We start from the raw sequence: 19,755 nt of genomic DNA, 5'->3' as shown, positions 1-19,755 counted from the left end.
GCATGAATTGGGATTTAGCGATATCAGACGTAGGTAGTTATGAGCGAAAAAGAACGAAAAGAGGCTGCCGCTTCCTTGTTGAAGGACATGGAAGCTATTGCCGCCCGCATGCGCGAGTTGATCGTCGCCATGCCTCCGCATGATCTGCTCGGCTATATCTACGCCCAGCACATGATGAAGTCGATAGAAGACCAAAGCGTTACTCAAGAACAACATGAAGCCGCGGGCCCGGATGATCTGATCAACGAAAATCAGTTCCTGCTGGAGTACGTGCACGCGGTTCTCGCGGCAGATGCCGCTCCTGCGGACGTGACATTCGACGAAGCCAAGTGCGCAGAGCTGTTTGAACTTGGCCGGAAACTGCGGGAACAGGCCATGTATTTCGCTATGGTCTCTTCCGCCGATACCAAAAATGGTGTCTTCGGTCCCAATACGGCCGACATAGAATTCCGCGCGAAATCCACTTGGGTCATGCTGCGCGGGAACCGCTACCAAGTCTTGGAGGGCGAGTTCTACAGCTACGTTCTGGCACCACACAATGATGTCCTGAAAGAAGCGTATGGCGTCGATGCCACCGATATCGCGGAAGGCCTCCAAGCGATGGCTGACGCAACGCGGTCCGGGCAAGCCGACGCAATAATGGAGATGATGGCGCAGTTTGAGGCGGCTCAAGCTTTCGCTACGGCACAGAACAAGCCTCTGGAGGACGTTATGGAGGCATGGGTGGCGGAAAATGCGGAACAATCGAAAGCCGCCGGTCGGGCGATGGATGACATGTTTCGGGGCGGCATCGCCAACGTGAGCCGTCACACCAAACTGCCGCCGACGCTATTGACGGACTTGGCATACCGGCGCGGAGAAGAAACCGAATTCTTCGCGGCGGGCGATTTTGCGGGAACACCCTACCGGACACTACCTGCCCGGAAGAAACCGCTAATCCAGCTTGGATCGGACTACTACGCCATCGACCCGTGCTTCCCCCGCGATGCGGGATATCGTGCGCTTCTTTTCAATCTCCTTCAGCGAAGGCCGGACTACAAGAAGACCTTTGAAGAGCGGCAAAAGACGATGAGCGAAGCTGCCTTCGCCGAAATTCTTGCGGCCCAGCTTCTCGGCGCCACGGTGTTCCAGGAGGTCTACTACAAGGATCCTGCAAACAAACAGTGGTCCGAAAACGACACCCTCATCCTACTTGATGACGTTCTTTTCCTCATTGAAGCCAAGGCCGGTGCAGCCGCCACCATCGCATCGCCGGCGCTTGATTTCGCCCGGCACGCCCAGTCTGTACAGGACTTAGTACTCAAGGCATACAAGCAATGCGAGCGCTTCTTCAACTATCTAGATTCGGCGGATGAAGTGCCCCTCTACCATCTGGTGGACGGCAAATACGAAGAGTGTGGCCGTGTCCGCCACGCCGACTATCGCGTGATGGTGCCAATCGGCCTGACAGTAGAGTCGTTCTCGCCGTTTTCCACATACTACAAGGAATTACCGCAGGTTGAGCCGCTGCTTGGAAAGCATGCGTTCGTTTCACTGTCTATCGACGAACTTTTTGTGCTCAAGCGTTTCCTTCCCACGGCTGGCCAGTTCGCCCACTACATGGAAGTGCGGCAGGCAGTGGCGGGGATGCGGCGCGCCCACCTATTCGATGAGTTCGATCACCTAGGCGCGTACCTGAAGAAGAACCGTTTTGATCAGGACATTGCTGATCAGTTGAAGGGTGACAAGGTGGACATGCTCGTCTGGGACGGCATGAGCGATATCATCGACAAAAGCTTTGAAGGTGAGGACTGGGAAAGCGGGCCGTTTCCAACGCAGGACTTCCCACAGGAGGTGCTGAAGTTGCTTGGGGCGCTCGACGCCACCCGAGCAAGAGGATGGCTTTCTGCGGAGAGCCATATTCGTGATCTTGGAGAGGAAGGCCGAAATGATCTGGCCAAGATGCTGTCCGATCTTCGTCAGACCCTGAACAAACACCCCGCTCGCTACTTTATTCTGTACGGGGAGGGCAAGCCTCTCTTCGTCTGGCTTCAACAATACGACCACCAAGTTGACTGGGCGAGGGTGAACGACAAGGCCAGCGCAGCTGCGTTGGCCGTCAATGCTTCTAACGCCATCGGCGTCGTGGCAGAGGTCAGTGCTGATGGAACCTATCAACGGGCGCAGTACTTCGCGGTCCACATACCGTCGGTGCGAACGGAAGAAAACGACCACATTTACAAAGACGCCGCGCAAATGGATCACCCCAAGCAGGTGGTGAATCTTAACCAGTCAAAGATGGCCATCCCTCCCTTGAAGGCCAAAAAGCCGGGGCGAAATGAACTGTGTCCGTGCGGCAGTGGAGCAAAGTTTAAAAGGTGTCATGGCCGTTAAGAGCGCGCCAGGACTGTTGATCGAGACTATTTCAGAATTTTCTGTTATTTGAGCGGCCTTTAGCGTCAGCATTCGACGGAATAGTTGAAATTCGAAGCTTGGCGAGAACTCGACTCTGACCCCTGCTTTCCGCTCTAGGGAATTGGAAGCACCAGAGCCGAACTCTGCTGACAACAAGGGGCGGAAGCAGAGGTCAGAGTGCGACGAACATCCGAGCGTCCGATGCCGGCCAGAAACGTGCAAATATTTCCCCCGCCCACTCGCAAGTTCAGCAAACGATCCAAGCTCACCTTCCCCCGACAGATGCGGGGTGCCATACGCACTCTTTCGGCGGATTCCTGCATTCAGCACTGCGGCGCGCAGGCGAAAAAACGACTCTGATCCCTATTTTCGCGCCTGTTTTCTTTGCACATCTATCCAGGTGACGGACAGTTCATTCAAGACACAATTCTCAGCATTATGGAGCCTTTTGCGGGATGGATTTCAAATACAAGCAAACACAACCATCTTGGAAGTGAGCTACTGAATATTCGATCAGCGTTTCAACATTTAGGCTTGGATCCCGACCCAACCGGCTCCTGGGATGAAGTAGCAACCGAAATGAATGGCCACGCGGCGACGCCGGAGCCAAACGTATAATATCTTCAAGCCCCACCATTTCCCGATTATTTACACCTTCAACCTCGGAGGGCCGCACAGAGCGCAGGGAAAATCAGAGGACCCTCCAATTTTATGGATTTAATTTATGATCGAAAAAGAAGATTTCGACAAAAGCCATCCAATTGATGGATTTGGTTATCCTTTCTCCCCTATTGAGAAATGGCAGGAAAAGTACTATCTGGGAGACAGCGCAACCTTAGAGCTACTAGATCGCTTAAATGACCTAGTACCAGCCATATCAGAAAAGCATGAGAGGGTTATAGAAGCATTATTCGTACTCAGGATGCTTAAAGACATTGCCGACTTCAACATCCCTGGGTCTCTACTGAGCATGATATTCAAGAGCTTTGAGGCTTCTGACATGCACGAATATGGCTACGGCACATATTTTTGGCCGAGCGATCCGGGCAGAATTCTAGTTACCGAAATGCTTGATATAGTTTTTGAATACAGACGCCCTGCAGACATAGCTGACATTATGGCGATGTTAACATGGGATCTTTTTCATATACCAAGCCACATATTTATGCTGATCAGAAAACATAGATGGAGTGAGCTACAAAACAGGATAAATAGCAGGTACAACATACTCGAAGAATATGACCCAATGATTAGAAGCCAACACTTTTTAACTGAAGAAGCTCTAAAGAAAGAATGGTCACCTGAAGATGAGCTTTTAAGCAGCTCCCACAAAGAGCTTGTTGCATTAAGGCGAGGATTGATCGCAGTTACCAAGCCGGTGCTATATGTGGAGGGAAAAACCGATCGCATGATCTTAAACACTGCTTATAACAAACTTTTCCCAGAGGAGGAAATGCCATTTCTGATTAAGGAATGCGATATAACTGGAGGAACCAAGGGCGGTTCCGGAGGAGCACAAACACTTTCCACCCTCATATCTACTGTCAGAAAGGACAATGCATATCCAGCATTGGCTCTATTTGATAATGATCGCGAAGGGGTCGACGCCTACAAGAAACTTCCAAAATATTTTAGAGACAGAGGTGAAGGTCAGTACGCCAAGCCAGGAAAGTTATCGGAGAGCGGTCGAGCAGGAGCGATGCTGATACCCGCCCCTAAAGATCGAGAAATGTATGTGGAGATGCAGAACTACTCCATAGAATTTCTTTTTGATGATGATGTCCTAGAAAAAAAGAACGAGCAGGGGCGTGGCTTGGAATTAAGATATCCTGACATAGAGATCAGAATTAAGAATGGACCTGGCTTAGTGATTGACACAAAGAAAAGTGACATTCCAGAAACACGAGAAATTTCGAGGGGCAAGTTGGAGTTCGCTAGAGATATCGTCCCTCAACTGGATGCATCCAAATTTTCTCGGTTCTCGGAATTATTTTGGGATGTTAAAGACTTCTTGTTGTCTGACATGAAATCCGCCACCGAATGATTCCACAACTAAAAATATTGCTTCATGCAATATCGCTTTTTTGTACCAGCCCTAATAATCCGGATCGATCAATGAGCAGGCAAATTAAACATGGAAATGCAGGAATTAGTAACCAGGAGGCAGAGTGCGGTAAACAGATAGCTGGCTAATCAACCAACAATTTCGACCTGGTCAGCCTGCGACCAAACCCTCCCGTCGCCCAATTCCGAAGCTCGGCTCCGGAATCCTTTGTCACTTACAGAAGCTTCCCTATGATGCTCACAGCTTCTTCTTAAGGTCGATCCTGACAAAGGGCTTCCAACGATCGCCATCCTGCTGGGTCCACTCGCCCATCAATTGCGGTCCGCCTGCGATCCGTCATCGCTGAAGCGCCCAACGAATCGCCAGCCCTTCCCGACAATCACGTAGTTGCGTCCGTCGATCCTGAATACGAAATCATTGGTGCTGCCGTCAGGATCGTCGCTTCGGCTGAAGAACTCACAGGAAGTGGCGTTGATCCCGATTATCTCGATCGACTGCACGCGCTGCGATCCCATCATGGCGTCCACTTAATGCATCAGAAAATGTCCATTCGGTACCCATGAATAAATATAAGATGTCTGCGATGTGGCCCCTTCGCCGCCATCAGGCTCCAACGCGGTGATGGTGGTCCGCCATGACCCGTTGAGGATATCGAGGCGGTGGTGATGGTTGGAAGGGAAGCTGTTCTGGGCCATGAAATTCTCCTGTGTGTATCAGCTCGGCGAACCAGAGCGGTGAATCTCGACATGCCGGTGCTACATTTTTGCGGGGCCCGGGTCGGGAAGCACACTTGTTGCCACCACGGGCTGCGGACGCGCCCGTAGTGACCGTTCCTACCGCTGATTCAGGGCACGTCACCTTCACAGCTGGCACCCAGCCGGACTGTGGACACCACCAGCGACTCCTACCTTGTTCGGCCGGTAGCTCTCGGCCAGCAAGGGGCAGGCATGTGCGCGCCCTTCATGTAGCCGTAGATGCAACAAGGGATTTACCATGCATCCATCCCGGCAGATCCCGGGCGCCAGACGCACTTTTCCGTGAAAGCTCTTATCACCGGTAGTTCAGGCCGGATTGGCCGCGCAATCCACAACGCGGTTGCCGCAGACCATGAGGTCGTTGGCCTCGACCGCTCCCCTTTCTCCTGCTCGTCGCTTATTGGTGACTTCACCGATAGCCGATTGCTGCACTCGGCATTGCAGGGCGTGGATGTGGTCTTCCACACCGCTTCGTACCATGCGCCGCATGTCGGCCTGGTATCTGATCGCGAGTTCGAGCGGGTCAATGTGGCGGGTGTGCAGCAGTTGCTGGAAGCTGCGCAGCAGGCAGGTGTGAAGCAGGTGGTCTACACGAGTACCACCGCACTGTATGGCGATGCTGTCGCCGAACAGGGTTGCACATGGATCGATGAGTCCGTGGTGCCGCAGCCCAAGACGGTGTATCACCGCACCAAGCTGGAAGCCGAGCAGGTCCTGGCCGAGTGGTCCGGTGCAGGGCTGACACGTAGCGTCATCCGCATGTCGCGTTGCTTCCCGCAGCCTGCGGATCAGATGTCGGTGCTGCGCCTGCATCGCGGCATTGATGTCCGCGATGTTGCTGATGCGCATGTGGCGGCGTTGGCCTTGCCGGCTGGTTCGTTCAGTAGATTTGTTGTCAGTGGTTCGACGCCGTTTCAGCGCGAAGACCTTGAGCAGTTGGGGCGTGATGCCGTTGAAGTGCTGCGTCTGCGTTGCCCGGAGTTGGTTGCCGAGCATGAGCGGCGTGGTTGGCCACTGCCATCAGTCATTGATCGGGTTTACGACAATGCCGCTATGCGGCGGGCATTGGGTTGGGAGCCTGCGTTTGGTTTCAACGAAGTTTTGGCGCACGTGGATCGGCGTAGTTTGGAGGTGTTGCCTTATACGCGCGGCTTTGTTGATAGGACTGTGGATTGATTCGTTCGCATTGGTAGTTCGGTTGGTGTCGCTTGCTTCGCGGCTTACGCCGCTCCTACAAAAGAAGGAGCCTCCCGCTGCTGATGCGCGGATCTGCACGCAGGGCACCTTCTTCAGCGCCCTGCGTGTTTGCCTTCGTTGTCTGTCCCGGTGGCGCGGCTCTTTGCGAACTCCGGGAAGGTTTCTTCCAGGCTGTCCTTGTCCGGCAGGATGTAGAACAGGCCGCCGCGCTCGAATGTCGGGCTGACGATCTGTTCGTAGAAGTCCGGCGCGATGTTGATGCAGCCGTGGGTGACGCGATTGTCGTCAGGCGTTGGCGATGCGAGGCGCTCTGCACGTCGCTCGGCCGGTACGCCGGTAGCGGTGGGATGGATGGAGACCGCGGAATCGTAGTCCACCCACAGCACGCGTCCCGCGTCGAGCGAGGGGCCGAAGCCGCCGATGAAACGACCCGCAGGGGTGGTGCGGTCGCGGCCCGGAATCTCGCGCAGCGCGAGGCCGGCAACGCCTGGGGCTACGTGATCGCCGGTTGCCGAGCCAAACAGTCCGGGCGTGGCACCGCGCAGTCGGCCGTCACCACTGAACACAAGGATCTGTGCAGCGGCCTTGTCCATGATGGCGAACGGATAGCCCTGGTTGTCCTTGCTTGCGACAACCCAGCCGGCGAGTTCAATCACCGTGTCGGACACCTTCTGGTCCGGCGGAAGCTGATCGACGGCAGATGCCGTTTGTTGCGCGGTAGCGTCCTTGGCGCTGGCCGCGTCGATGCTCGCGAACGCCAGCACGCCAAGGGCGGCGAGGATTACAGGGTAGGTGTGCGTACGGATGGGACGGTTCCTTGCAATGAAGACTGATCGAGGGGAGGAAACCAGTGGCCGGTAAAGGCCACCGGATCCTGAATTCAGGTATTCATCGTGAATTGAACGGAGCGATCAGCCGCGCGGTGTGCGGCGTGGTGCCCTTTCGAGTTGCTGGACGCGACCTTCAATTTGATCCAGTCGTTGGTTGGCCTGCTGTGCGGACTGATTGGCGGACTCGGCGCTCTGTGCCGCGCCCTGTACCCTCGTGTCGAGTTGGTCGAGGCGTGAGTTGATCCCTGCAAACTCTTCTTTATAGGTTGCACAGGATGCCAGGCTCATGACGACGACTGCCACGCCGAGCGTACGCGCCATCACCATTTTCTGCTTGGTCATGAACATTCCACTTCCTCCTACGTTTGGGGGATCTCGAATATAGCTACGTTTTTGCAGAGCAGCGTAATGCACTTTCAGCTGACGTTTGCACAGATAAATGAACTGTGAAGGTGCTTGAATGAGCAGCGTTGCGGCTTGAATTCAGCAAGCTCAAGGAATGCCGTTGAATTTGATGCACCAATGCGTGGTGCTCGCAGTCATCTATGCAGATACGAGGTGAAAATATGCGGGTGAACAGGTGTGCGCTTCCGCACTGATTGGCATGCAGTGATGTCGTCGACTCGCCAATTCATCGGTATGAATTGGCATCGTGGTCGGCTGCTAGGCGTGCACGAAGTTGGTGTGATCTCTGCATGCAACATGCAGCTGCTGCGTCACGCGGTGCGGTGGCTTTGAGTCACGCTGTTTATCAGGACGTTCGGCGCAATGATCACGCTCTGCGCGTTTGCTGATCAGTTCGTTCGCTGCCAGCAGGTATCGTTGAATGCACGAACCGTGCAGACGTTTGGTTTTGGTGGCTTCGCGGCTTACGCCGCTCCCACAACCTCCACAATCAACGCGACCGCCGCAGCGTCTACAGCACTGTGTTGGCTACTTCAGCTGCGAGGGTGATGTGCCGTACTGGCGCTTGAACGCGGCGCTGAAGCTGCTGGTGTGTGCGTAGCCAGCTATGGTGGCGGCCACATCCACGGGAACGCGCTGGCGCAGCAGTGCCTGGCGGGCGCGTTCCAGCCGTAGCTCGCGCTGGTAGTTGGCGATGCTTTGGCCATGGCAATGCTGGAAGCCACGCTGCAGGTCCACCGCATTGGTGCCGAGCTGGCGCGCCATCTGCGCGATGCTCAGTGTGTCGGCCTCTCCACTTTGCAACCACTGCTGCAGGCGGATGACGCAGCGCTGCAGGTGCGCACCCAAAGGCTTCTCGCTGCCCTCGCTGGCCAGTGTCTGCAGCACGTCCGCTGCCAGTTCCAAGGCAAAGCTCTCCTGCTGCAGGCGGCGCAGCAATGGCAGCGAACCGGTCTTGTTCTCCAACAGTTGCGTCGCCCGCTGCAACAACGGCGCCGGCGGCCGCCATGCATGGTTGTCGGCATGGCCATTACAAACGCGTGCCAATCGGGCACTGCCACGGGAATCGGCATGCAACTGCCGCTGCAACCAGTCATCGCTGAGGTGCAGGCTGACCTTGCCTTCCTGTCGTCCAGCCTGCCAATGGCGTTGGAAGCTGTCTTCCTCACGCAGGTGGACCAGCATGGTCGGCATTCGCCGATGGTTGCCCTCCAGCCGCAAGCGATGCCTGCCGATGGCAACGTCGGCCTCGCCATCCACCAGGAAACCGGCAGTGATGCCAGCTGCCAGGCGGTTGTGGCTGCAGCCGCCCACCATGTCGCGGCTGCGGCTCAGGTAGAGCGACACGCCATCGTCCAGCGCGTGCACCTGCTGCCAGCCGGCCAGCACCGGCGTGGCGTCGGCCATGCCGGCATTGAAATCAACCTGCCCGCCCAGCGCGTGGGCTGCGGTCATCAGTTCGGCGCAGGTGAAAACCTGCATGCAGGGCATCCCGGAATGTGGTCCTGCCTAAATTTTCCTTCGCTGCGCCTAAACTTTCAATGGTATTGATAACTATTCTTATTTGAGGGGCCGCGTATGGACGGCCCTGCCTCGTATTCAGTGAAGGTCAGTGGCAATGGGTTTGACGATCAAGCAGGCGGCCGTTGTCCGCGCCGTGTTCCACGATGCGGTCAGCGCGGACGAGATCCGCCACTGGCTGCAGCGCGTGGAAGCGTTGATCGTAGCCGCCACGCCGTTCTACTTCATCGCCAGCACCGTACCCGGTGCCAGCTTCAGTGACGATTACCGCGCCATCCAGGCGGTCTGGTACAAGCAGCACAAGCCGGCCTTCCGCGTTTACTGCAAGGGCCTGGTGCGCATCGCCAGCAGCGCCGCCGAGCAGCAGCGGCTGGATACGCCGGCCCTGCACGCGGCCTGGGGCGTGCCCTACTACGTCACCACTGACGACGCCGACGGCATGCGCTGGGTCGGCCAACAGCTGGAGCATGCCGATGCGTACTGAGCACGGCGCGGCCTCGCGTTTCGGCCTGGGCGTGATCGTGGTGCTGTACATGGCGCATGCGCTGCCGCTGTATTTCTACAACGTGGCGGTACCCGCCATCCTGCGCAGCCAGGGCGTGGACCTGCGCTGGATCGGCATGTTGTCGCTGCTATACCTGCCGTGGGCGTTCAAGTTCCTGTGGGCACCGCTGGTGGACCGCTGGCATCTACCTGCCCTGGGCCGGCGCCGCAGCTGGTTGTGGCTGACCCAGTTGCTGTTGCTGGTCGGCATCCTGGTGTTGGCCTTCACCGGCCTGGACCATGGCCTGACCGTGTTCGTGCTGGTCGGCATGTGGATCTCCACCATCGCCGCCACCCAAGACATCGCCATCGATGGCTATACGGTGGAAGCATTGGCACCGGCCGAGCACCGCCTCGGCAGCATGGCGCAGAGCGTGGGCGTGGCGCTGGGCAGCATGGTCGGCGGCGCAGGCGTGCTGTGGCTGTACGAAACCCGCGGCTGGAACGTGGCCCTGCTCAGCCTGGCGGCGATGAGTGCCTTGACCCTGTTCGCCGTGCAGCAGATCAACGAGATGCCACGGCCGGCGGCCAGCCAGCGGCCGAGCGTGCTGCGTGCGCTGCGCAGGCCCGAGCTGCGCTGGGCGCTGCTGCTGATCGTCATGTATCGCATGGTGGAAGCACCGGCGATGGCGATGGTCAATCCGCTGCTGGTCGACCAGAAGTGGAGCCTGACCGAGATCGGCCTGCTGATCTCGGTGGGCGGTGCCGGCGTTGGCATGTTGGCTGCGGTGGGCGCGGCCTGGCTGCTCAAGCAGCGCAGCGCCGAACAGCTGCTGATGCACGCCGGTTGGTGGCGCACGCTGCTGTACGTGCTACTGGCGGGCCTGCTGTACAGCGGTGTGCTTGCCTCCTCGCAGTTTGGGCTCGGCGCGCTGGTGATCGCCCTGCTCGCCCTGCGCTATGTCGCCATGACCAGCCTGTATGCCTTGTTCATGCGGATCAGCTCGCGCGAGCAGGCCGGTACCGACTTCACCCTGCTGGTGTGCTTCGAACTGCTGATCTATTTCATCGGTGGTGCCTTGTCCGGCTTCCTCGCCAAGGGCCTGGGTTACCCCGCTTATTACGTGGCGCTGGCGATCGTCTCCGCGCTTGGGTTGCTGTTGTGCCGGCCGCTGCTGCGCCGCTTCGCGCCCTCCCCTTCTTCTCCCTGATACGTTCCGAGGACACCATGCGGCATACCGCAGCAACGCTTCCGCTCGCCCTGCTGAGCCTGGCCATCAGTGGCCAGCTGGCAGCACAGGCCAACACCACCAGCGGCACCCGCCAGTTGGATGCCGTCAGCGTCACCGCCGTGCGCGGCGCACGCAGCGTGGCCGAGATCGCCGGCACCGTGTACGCCATCGAGCGCGAGCAGATCGCCCAGCAGACCGCTGCCGGTCGCAGCACCGCCGACATCCTCGGCCAGCTGGTGCCGTCGCTGGCACCGGCCAGTGGCACCACCAGCAACTACGGCATGACCATGCGTGGCCGCAGCGTGCAGGTGATGATCGATGGCGTGCCGCTGACCGGCGCACGCGATGGCTCACGCCAACTCAACAGCATCTCGCCGACGATGATCGAGCGCATCGAGGTGATCTCCGGTGCCACCGCGCTGTACGGCGCCGGTGCCAGCGGCGGCATCATCAACATCATCACCCTGCAGCCGGGCGACGCGCCGGTGCAGCTGGCCAGCCAGCTCGGCCTGCGCACGCCCTCCGATGTATCCAGCGACAACCTGGCCTGGAACGCCGCGCAGACCATGACCGTGCGCGGTGACAGCTTCAGCGGTGCCTTCGGTATCGCCTATGGCCGCCAGGGTGCATCGCTGGACGCGCATGGCCGCCGCATCGGCCCGGAGATCGCCCAGACCGACCGCCAGGACACCGAGACCAAGGAACTCAACGCGCGCCTTGAATGGGCGCTTAGCCCGGCCCAGCAGCTCAGCGTGGGCGTGCGTTGGTATGACGACCAGCAGGACAGCGACTACGGCCCGGATTACGGCCCGCGCCTGGCGGTGCTGTTCAACCCCGCTTTCCAGCCCAGCCACAACGCCGTCGATGGTCTGCAGTTGAACGCACAGCCGCGCACCCGCCACCAAGGAATCAATGCGCAATACCGCAACCGCGATGTGTTCGGCGGCCAGGAGCTGAGCGTGGAAGCCTATTACCGCAATGAGCAGGGCCGCTGGTTCCCGTCGGTATCGACGCTGGTGCACCCGGCGCTGCCTGGTGGCTATGCCTATGTGGCCATGCAGTCCAATACCGATATCGACGTCTGGGGCCTGCGCAGCGCCCTCCACAAAGGGTTCGATATCGGCGGGCGCAGCCTGCAGCTGTCCTATGGCGTGGACCATGAGCGCGAAGAGGACAGCCAGCGCGGGCAGATGTACGACATCAACCGCTTCATCGCCAGTAATGGCCTGAGCTACGTGCCGACTGCACAGTACGCGATGGGCCCGGATGTGCGCGTGGACACCACCGGCCTGTTCCTGCAGGCCGACCATGCGCTGAGCGAACGTTTCAGCGTGCAGGCCGGCGTGCGCCACCAGATCCTGCGCAACAACGTGGACGATTCGCTGCCCTACACCGAGGCGATCACCGCCGACGCGGTGGCCGGCTATAAGCCGCAACTGCTGGCCGGTGGCCGCGTGCGCCATTCGCAGACGCTGTTCAATGCCGGCGTGGTCTACAAGTTCAGCGATGCGCAGCAGTTGTTCGCCAACTTCTCGCAGGGTTTCAGCCTGCCCGATACGCAGCGCATGCTGCGTGACGTGCCGGCCAACTTCGTCATCGACAGCCGCAACATCGGCCCGATCAAGGTCGACAACTACGAGCTGGGCTGGCGCTTGAACAACACGCAGCTGCAGAGCGCAGTGACCGCGTTCTACAACCGCTCGGACAAGACCGTGCAGTTCAACCGCAACTACAGTGTGTCGGTGGCCGATACCGACGAGCGCGTTTACGGCGTGGAAGCCAACCTGCGCTATACGCCTAGCGCGCAGCTGGAACTGGGTGCCAGCGTGGCCAGCACCCGCGGCCAGTACCGTGATGCGGTCGGCCAGTGGCGCGAGCTCAATGCGTTCCGTGTATCGCCGTTGAAGGCAGGTGTGCATGGCCAGTGGCGCTTTGCCAACGACAGTCTGCTACGCCTGCAGGGCCAGGCCGTCGGTGGTACCGACGATGCCTGGCGTGATGCGCAGCTTGCTTCGGTCAGCCCAACCATCCGCGCGACACCGGCGGCGAAGATCCGTGGCTATGCCGTGTTCGATCTGATCGGCGAACTGCCGCTGGCGGGTGGGCGTTTCAGCGTGGGCGTCTACAACCTGGCTGATCGCGACTACAAGACGGTGTATGGCCAGCAGGCGGAGGCGACCTACGGCAAGCTGTCGAGCGTACCGGCGCAGGGGCGGACGTTTGGGGTTGGGTATCGGATCGAATACTGAGGCTGTTGCTTTCGCTTGAAGCCCCTCTCCTACGGGAGAGGGGTTGGGGTGAGGGTTGGGGCAAAGCCCGCGCGATACTTTTCACGAGGCTTCGCTCTTACCCTCATCCGCCCCGTTGGGGCACCTTCTCCCGGCGGGAGAAGGAGGTGGCTCGTTACCGCCGCGCCGCCAGAATCCGCGTCAACAGATCCGCCGTCCCCGCGATCCGCCGCAGATGCGGATACCGCAGACCTTCGCGATAGTCGATACGCACGGTACGGAAGCTGTCCGCCTGTCGCACGATCAACTCGATCGGTGTGCCGTTCTGCTTGCCATCAATCAGCGCCTGCTTGATACGCCCACCGCTGTAAGCCAAGCCGTTCACCGCAACAATCGTCACATCCTTGGCCAAGCCCGCCTTGAAGGCAGGGCTATCCCAACCAACCGCCTGCAGCACGCCATCGCTGCCGATCTTCAAACCCAAGGAATACTGCAGGTCGGTAGCGCCATCGGCCTCGCCATCCGCAACCACAAGATTCGGCTGGTCATCGAAGTACAGCTCCCAGCCCGCAGCGTTCAAACCATCCGGCGCCTTGCCATCACGCGCATCCAGGCGGCTACCGATGAAGCCATCCCAGGCGCCGGGCTGCTCTGCTTCCAGGCCCCGCATCACATCGGCGCGGTCATACAGGCGGATCTCACCCTGCTTTCCGCCTTGGTGGAAGCGCTTGGCGAAATCGTCCAGCGTGACTTTGCCTTTCGACAAGCTGCGCAGGCGTGCATCCACGCCCAGCCATAGCAGCGTGCTCTCGTTGTAGAACTCGAACGCTCGCTGCCAGTCGGCCCATGCCTGCGGCTTGGAATTGAAGTCGAGGATGCCCTGGTGCACGGTGTCGTGCAGGTCGCGCCATTGCCGGCCCGGCTGTGTTGCGTAGTTGGCCTGCAGCTGTGCCAGCATCGCCATCGCATAGTCCGGCTTCCACAGCCCGGAACGTGCTGCCAACACCACCGCCCAATACTGGGTCTGGCCCTCGTACATCCACAACTCGTCGTTGTGCATCGGTGCGTTGTAATGCGGTACCCAGGTCGGGCGTGGACGCCAGGCCTTGCCTACCCATGCATGCGCATATTCGTGCGGCAGCAGGTCGTTGTCGAGGAAGGGCCGCTCGCCACGCAGGTAGCCGTCGTGCATGCCGTTCTCGCTGCTCTGCGCATGCTCAAGACCGATGCCACTGAACACGTCCGATACCGCCAGCAGGAAGTTGTAACGCGTGTACGGACGCGAACCGAATACTGCATCGGCCTCGCGCACCAGCGCGCGATGCGCATCCAGCACCTTGGCATCGGCCTGCAGGCCCTGCGGGTTTTCGCCGACCACGTCCAGCCACACCGGTTGTTTGGATGTCTCGTCCAGCGCGAAGCGCCTGAAGTACTGGCCGGCGAACACCGGCGAATCGATCAAGGTCATCAGCGACACCGGCGCGTACTGTTCGTTGCTGCCGCTGCGCTGTGCAACATCCAGCGCGGTGCCGCTCTGCCAGCCGTCGGGCAGGCGCAGGCTGGGTTTGACCTGGATGCCGCGTGCGTCATAGCCGGCCGGGTACAGCAGCACGCGATGCCATTGCAGGTCGAGCATGTTCGGCGTCATCGCCACCCGGCCCTGGTCGCTGGCAGTCGGTGACAGGTATTGGAACTCGATATCCAGCACGCCGATGCCTTCCGGCACCTGCAGCTTGAAGGCATACATGTCGCCGGAATCACGCGTCCACTGCAGCACCTGGCCGTTGCCACGGATGACCAGCCCGGCCATCTGGTTGATCGGGCCAGTTGGCGCGTGATTGCCTGGTATCCACTGCGGGTACCACAGGGTCAGCGCACCGGCCGATACCGGAATGCGCTGGTGCACGCGCTGGATGCGGCGCTGGATGTCGCTGGCATCCACCTCCAGCTCGATCACGCCCGGGTAGCTTGCCTGCACCTGCATCGCCGCAGCCCGCGCATCCAGCGGCTGCGCCTGCAAGCTCGCCAGCGGAACAAGGCCCAGCACCATCGCCACCAACCACTTACGTCCCTGCATCACGCCCCGCCCCTTGCCTGAAGTCTTCGCATCCTAGCCCGCCCGGCTTCAAACGGGCATCCGTCGCCATACCAGGCAACGGTTGTTGGCCGGCATCGCCACGTCCTCTTGCAGCTCCAGCTGCTGCGCGCGTGCCAAGGCATCAACCGCCTCGAAATCGCGGATGCCCGAGCGCGGGTCACGCGCCTTCAGCCAGCCATCGAAGTTACGGTTGCTGTCGCTGGTGAAGGCGCCGCTATAGTTGAACGGACCATAGGCGATGAACAACGCATCTGGCGCCATCAGCGACGGCAGCCCGGCGAACAGCGCCTGCACTTCTTCCCAACCCATGATGTGCAGGGTGTTGGCACTGAATACCGCATCGAAGCCGGTTACGCCGTCATGCACCGGCAACGGCGGCAAGGGCTGCAGGCCTTCGCCAATCACCGCCTGCAGTTCCAGCGGCGTGGGGGCGTTCGGCAGTGCTGCCTCGTCCAGCCACTGGCGTATTCCGGGCAGGTAGTCGCGGTGATCGCTGGCCTGCCAACGCAGCCACGGCATCGCAGCGGCAAAGTGCACGGCATGCTGGCCGGTGCCGCTGCCGATCTCCAGCACAGTGCGGGCCTGGCCCAGATGCTGCTGCAGGACCTGCAGGATGGGTGCGCTGTTGCGCTCGCAGGATTCGGAGTACGGCTTGGTGGTCATCGCGTGGGGCCCGGGGAATGCTGCGCAGATTGTGCCGCAGTGCCTGTTTAACGCCATGCATGACCATGGTCACTTGTGCCTGAACCCCCGCACCACCGAGATTCAGGGGTCTTGTGCGATGCATTGCATCGCTGGCTCTGGAGTTCCGCCCGTCATGCAACGCCGCCAGTTTCTTTCGCTCTCCGGCCTCGGCCTCGCCGGCTTCATGCTGCCCAATGCACAGCTGATCGCTGCCGAGGAGTTGTTGGCCCCGGCCGATGTCGCCAAGAAGAAGCTGCTGGCCGACACCGTGCTGGCGCTGGCCAAGCAGGGCGGCGCCAGCTACTGCGACGTGCGCATCGGCCGCTACCTCAACCAGGCCATCGTCACCCGCGAAGACAAGGTGCAGAACGTCACCAACAGCGAGTCGGCCGGCGTCGGCATCCGCGTTATCGTCAATGGTGCCTGGGGCTTTGCTGCCAGCAACCAATCCACCACGCAGGGCGTGGCCGCCGCGGTGGCACAGGCGATTGCCATTGCCCGCGCCAACGCGAAGATCCAGACCAAACCGGTGCAGCTGGCACCGACACCGGGCGTGGGCGAGGTGCAGTGGAAGACGCCGATCCGCCAGAACGCGATGGCGGTGCCGGTCAAGGACAAGGTCGAGCTGCTGCTGTCGATCAATGCAGCGGCGATCAATGCCGGTGCCAACTTCATCAATTCGCAGCTGTTCCTGGTCAATGAGCAGAAGTACTTCGCCTCCAGCGATGGTTCGTGGATCGACCAGGATGTACACCGCATCTGGCTGCCATTCACCGCCACCGCCATCGACAAGGCTAGCGGCAAGTTCCGCACCCGCGCCGGGCTGTCGGCGCCTGCCGGCATGGGTTGGGAGTTCCTCGAGGGCAATGCCGCCGACAAGCACCAGCTACCCGGCGGCGTGGTGGCCTACGGCCATTCCTATGATCCGGTGGAAGATGCGATTGCCGCTGCCAGACAGGCGCGTGCCAAGCTCACTGCGCCGTCGGTGAAGCCGGGCAAGTACGACCTGGTGCTGGACCCGTCCAACCTGTTCCTGACCATCCACGAGAACGTCGGCCATCCGCTGGAGCTGGACCGTGTGCTGGGCTATGAAGCCAACTACGCGGGCACCAGCTTCGCCACGCTTGACAAGCGCGAGGCCGGCTTCCGCTGGGGCAGCGACATCGTCAACTTCACCGCCGACAAGACCGTGCCTTACAGCCTGGGTGCGGTGGGCTATGACGATGAGGGCGTGAAAACCAGGCAGTGGGATCTGGTCAAGGACGGCATCCTGGTCAACTACCAGGCCACCCGCGACGAAGTGCATATCCTCGGCGAGAACGCCTCGCACGGCTGCAGTTATGCCGACTCGTGGAAGAGCGTGCAGTTCCAGCGCATGGCCAATGTGTCGCTGGCGCCAGGCAAGACGCCGCTGACCCCAGCGCAGATGATCAAGGACGTAGAGAACGGCATCTACATCCACGGCCGTGGTTCGTACTCCATCGACCAGCAGCGCTACAACGCGCAGTTTGGTGGGCAGCTCTGCTACCAGATCAAGAACGGTGAGATCGCCGGCATGGTCGAGGATGCGGCCTACCAGATCCGTACGCCTGAGTTCTGGAATGCCTGCAGCGCGATCTGCGATGAACGCGATTTCCGCATGGGCGGTTCGTTCTTTGACGGCAAAGGCCAGCCGGGGCAGGTATCAGCGGTATCGCACGGTTCGGCGACGACGCGTTTTGATGGGGTGAACATCATCAATACGGCGCGCAGCCTCGGCTGATGCGGATAGCCCCTCTCCATCGGGAGAGGGGTTGGGGGTGAGGGTACGGGCGAAGCCGCGCTGCAGGGGGTTGCTAGCAATAGCGATGGGGGCACCGGCGAATGCTCAAGCACGACGCAAGCCGTTTGTCGTCTTTGATCCCCGCCACCGGACTTCACTCGTACCCTCATCCGCCCCTTCGGGGCATCCCCGCCTTCGCGGGGACAAGCTCTTCTCCCGAAGGGAGAAGGTCAACCGCCTTACCGCGTCGTATACCCACCATTGACCAGGATCGTCTGCCCGGTCATCCACCAGCCCTCGGATACCAGGAAGCGCACCCACGGCACGATGTCCTCGATGTCGGTCAGCCCGGTCTTGGAGAACGGCGACAACGCCGCTGCAGTCTTGTGATAGGCCACCGCATCCGCACCCTCGGCCGGATAGAAGAACGAGGTGTCCATCGGTCCCGGGCCAATCGCGGTCACTGAAATCCCACGTTCGCCAAATTCCTTGGCCGCCGCACGCGTGTAGTGCTCCACCGGTGCCTTGGTGCCGGCATAGCTGGAATAGAACGGGGTGAATGCGCCCAGCAAGGACGTCACCAGCGTGCACACCTTGCCATTGTCGGCGAGGTTCCGACCGGCTTCTTTCAGGAAGAAGAACGCGGTCTTGTTGTTGACCGCATCCATGGCATCGAACTCGGCCTCGCTGATCTGCGTCATCGGCTTCTTCAGCACCTTGCCGACCGTGTTGATGGCGATATCGATGCGGCCCATGGCCTGCTTCGCGTCATCGAACAGTTGCTCCATCGCCGCAGCCGAGGTCAGGTCGGCCTGGAACAGATGTGCATTGGCGCCGGCTGCACGCACCGCTTCGGCGGTCGCTTCGGCCTCGGCACGCGCCGCCTCGCTGTTGTAGTGGATGGCCACGCCGCTGGCGCCTTGACTGGCGAAATCCCGGGCCAACAAGCCGCCCAGGTTCTTGCCGCCGCCGGCGATGAGGATGGTCTTGCCGTGGATGCGATGGTCGGTCATTGCGAACTCCTGTGGCTTGGGGGAATGCCAACAGAGCCTATCGACTTGGTTTTCCGGATAAAGCCGGTCATTCTGACTTCACTTGTCGGCCCATCCGGACAATCGCCATGGATCGTATCGAGCTGTACCGCGTCTTCGTGCGGGTAGTGGACTGCGCCGGCTTCACCCGCGCCGCCGACCAGCTCAAGCTTCCGCGCTCCACGGTGTCCGAGGCGGTACGCACGCTGGAGCAGCGGCTGGGCACGCGCCTGCTCCACCGCACCACCCGGCGGGTCACGCCAACCCAGGATGGGTTGCTGTTCCATGCCCGCTGCCAGCAGTTGATCGCCGATGCGGACGAGGCCGAGCAGCTGTTCCGGCAATCACCACAGGCCCTGAGTGGGCGGATCAAGGTGGATGTGCCCGGCCGCATCGGTCGCCTGGTCATCGCCCCGGCATTGCCCGGCTTCCTGCAGGCGTTTCCGCAGATCGACGTCGAACTGGGCATGACCGATCGCAGCATCGACCTGATCGAGGACGGTGTGGATTGCGCGTTGCGGGTAGGTCCGTTGCAGGACTCACGGCTGGTGGCACGCAGCATGGGCCAGTTGCCGCTGATCAACGTGGCCAGCCCTGCGTACGTGGAACGCCATGGCATGCCCATGCATCCTTCGCAGCTCGGCATGCATTGGGGCGTGCTGTATGCCTCCCCCGGCAACGGCCGGGTCGAGTCCTGGGAATGGCGCGAGAACGGCGTCCTGCGCAGCCAGCCCTTGGCGGGGCGGGTCACCGTCAACAGCGCCGAGGCCTATATCGCCTGCTGCATCGCCGGCCTGGGGATGATCCAGATTCCCGCCTACGACGTGCGTGCCGAGCTGGCGGCTGGCGGTCTGCTGGAAGTGATGCCCGGGCATCGTGCCGATCCCATGCCAATGCACCTGCTGTTCCCGCACCGTCGCCATCCTTCGCAACGGCTACGGGTGTTCGTGGACTGGTTGCAGAAGGTGTTGCTGGAAGTGGTTGGGTGATTGGATGGTTTGCCTGCTTGCCGGCACAGCAGGGGCTTACCCCTCCCCCACCCTCCCCTTCGCTATGCGAAAGGGAGGGAG

At 60.4% G+C, this 19,755-nt stretch carries 16 protein-coding genes; 8 read left to right on the top strand and 8 right to left on the bottom strand.

The window, feature by feature from the left end:
• Nucleotides 1–39 precede the first annotated feature (39 nt).
• Nucleotides 40–2,373: a YecA family protein gene (locus tag AC1VWL_RS05215; RefSeq protein WP_482986002.1), complete on the top strand. Its 2,334-nt coding sequence runs from the start codon at nt 40–42 to the stop codon at nt 2,371–2,373.
• 745 nt (nt 2,374–3,118) lie between these two features.
• The gene (locus tag AC1VWL_RS05210) at nt 3,119–4,438 is read left to right on the top strand and encodes a hypothetical protein (RefSeq protein ID WP_482986001.1); all 1,320 of its coding nucleotides are present in this window, start codon (nt 3,119–3,121) and stop codon (nt 4,436–4,438) included.
• A 332-nt stretch (nt 4,439–4,770) separates the two neighbouring features.
• Here the strand turns inward: AC1VWL_RS05210 and AC1VWL_RS05205 are convergent, their stop codons facing one another.
• Both AC1VWL_RS05205 and AC1VWL_RS05200 read right to left on the bottom strand, forming a co-directional pair.
• Nucleotides 4,771–4,986 carry a hypothetical protein gene (locus tag AC1VWL_RS05205; protein ID WP_482986000.1) on the bottom strand — a complete coding sequence of 72 codons (216 nt, stop codon included), beginning with the start codon at nt 4,984–4,986 and terminating at the stop codon, nt 4,771–4,773.
• Complete coding sequence (locus AC1VWL_RS05200; protein WP_482985999.1) at nt 4,987–5,154, bottom strand: hypothetical protein; 168 nt, start codon at nt 5,152–5,154, stop codon at nt 4,987–4,989.
• A gap of 342 nt (nt 5,155–5,496) precedes the next feature.
• Between AC1VWL_RS05200 and AC1VWL_RS05195 the strand changes: the two genes are divergently transcribed.
• Complete coding sequence (locus AC1VWL_RS05195) at nt 5,497–6,390, top strand: NAD-dependent epimerase/dehydratase family protein (protein ID WP_482985998.1); 894 nt, start codon at nt 5,497–5,499, stop codon at nt 6,388–6,390.
• Nucleotides 6,391–6,503: 113 nt separating this feature from the next.
• Here the strand turns inward: AC1VWL_RS05195 and AC1VWL_RS05190 are convergent, their stop codons facing one another.
• From AC1VWL_RS05190 to AC1VWL_RS05180, 3 genes are all read right to left on the bottom strand, one after another.
• On the bottom strand, nt 6,504–7,175 hold the full coding sequence (locus AC1VWL_RS05190; protein ID WP_482985997.1) for a hypothetical protein: 672 nt from the start codon (nt 7,173–7,175) through the stop codon (nt 6,504–6,506).
• A 147-nt stretch (nt 7,176–7,322) separates the two neighbouring features.
• A complete protein-coding gene (locus tag AC1VWL_RS05185) occupies nt 7,323–7,589 on the bottom strand; it encodes a hypothetical protein (RefSeq protein WP_296249044.1) in 267 nt (88 codons plus the stop codon).
• 585 nt (nt 7,590–8,174) lie between these two features.
• On the bottom strand, nt 8,175–9,128 hold the full coding sequence (locus AC1VWL_RS05180) for a helix-turn-helix domain-containing protein (protein ID WP_482985996.1): 954 nt from the start codon (nt 9,126–9,128) through the stop codon (nt 8,175–8,177).
• A 136-nt stretch (nt 9,129–9,264) separates the two neighbouring features.
• On the opposite strand from AC1VWL_RS05180, the gene AC1VWL_RS05175 reads away from it, so the two are divergent.
• Genes AC1VWL_RS05175 through AC1VWL_RS05165 form a run of 3 tightly spaced genes read left to right on the top strand, consistent with a single transcriptional unit; the run spans nt 9,265 to nt 13,131 of the window.
• Nucleotides 9,265–9,651 carry a hypothetical protein gene (locus AC1VWL_RS05175; protein WP_482985995.1) on the top strand — a complete coding sequence of 129 codons (387 nt, stop codon included), beginning with the start codon at nt 9,265–9,267 and terminating at the stop codon, nt 9,649–9,651.
• The gene (locus AC1VWL_RS05170) at nt 9,641–10,861 is read left to right on the top strand and encodes an MFS transporter (RefSeq protein WP_482985994.1); all 1,221 of its coding nucleotides are present in this window, start codon (nt 9,641–9,643) and stop codon (nt 10,859–10,861) included. The genes AC1VWL_RS05175 and AC1VWL_RS05170 overlap by 11 nt, the downstream gene beginning before the upstream one ends.
• Nucleotides 10,862–10,878: 17 nt before the next feature.
• The gene (locus tag AC1VWL_RS05165) at nt 10,879–13,131 is read left to right on the top strand and encodes a TonB-dependent receptor (RefSeq protein ID WP_482985993.1); all 2,253 of its coding nucleotides are present in this window, start codon (nt 10,879–10,881) and stop codon (nt 13,129–13,131) included.
• Nucleotides 13,132–13,285: 154 nt separating this feature from the next.
• Here the strand turns inward: AC1VWL_RS05165 and AC1VWL_RS05160 are convergent, their stop codons facing one another.
• Both AC1VWL_RS05160 and AC1VWL_RS05155 read right to left on the bottom strand, forming a co-directional pair.
• Nucleotides 13,286–15,187, bottom strand: coding sequence for a M61 family metallopeptidase (locus AC1VWL_RS05160; protein ID WP_482985992.1), 1,902 nt, complete (start codon nt 15,185–15,187; stop codon nt 13,286–13,288).
• Nucleotides 15,188–15,235: 48 nt separating this feature from the next.
• Nucleotides 15,236–15,871 (bottom strand): DUF938 domain-containing protein, encoded by a 636-nt coding sequence (locus AC1VWL_RS05155; protein ID WP_482985991.1) that lies wholly within the window; start codon nt 15,869–15,871, stop codon nt 15,236–15,238.
• Nucleotides 15,872–16,025: 154 nt separating this feature from the next.
• On the opposite strand from AC1VWL_RS05155, the gene AC1VWL_RS05150 reads away from it, so the two are divergent.
• Nucleotides 16,026–17,654: a TldD/PmbA family protein gene (locus AC1VWL_RS05150; protein ID WP_482985990.1), complete on the top strand. Its 1,629-nt coding sequence runs from the start codon at nt 16,026–16,028 to the stop codon at nt 17,652–17,654.
• A gap of 239 nt (nt 17,655–17,893) precedes the next feature.
• On the opposite strand, the gene AC1VWL_RS05145 is transcribed toward AC1VWL_RS05150, so the two are convergent.
• The gene (locus tag AC1VWL_RS05145) at nt 17,894–18,667 is read right to left on the bottom strand and encodes an SDR family oxidoreductase (protein WP_482985989.1); all 774 of its coding nucleotides are present in this window, start codon (nt 18,665–18,667) and stop codon (nt 17,894–17,896) included.
• 107 nt (nt 18,668–18,774) lie between these two features.
• On the opposite strand from AC1VWL_RS05145, the gene AC1VWL_RS05140 reads away from it, so the two are divergent.
• Nucleotides 18,775–19,674: a LysR family transcriptional regulator gene (locus tag AC1VWL_RS05140; RefSeq protein ID WP_482985988.1), complete on the top strand. Its 900-nt coding sequence runs from the start codon at nt 18,775–18,777 to the stop codon at nt 19,672–19,674.
• Nucleotides 19,675–19,755 lie beyond the last annotated feature (81 nt).

This window comes from Stenotrophomonas sp. STEN063 (assembly GCF_056854515.1).
Note: the sequence above shows the minus strand (reverse complement) of the source record. Positions and strands in the feature narration are given on the sequence as shown.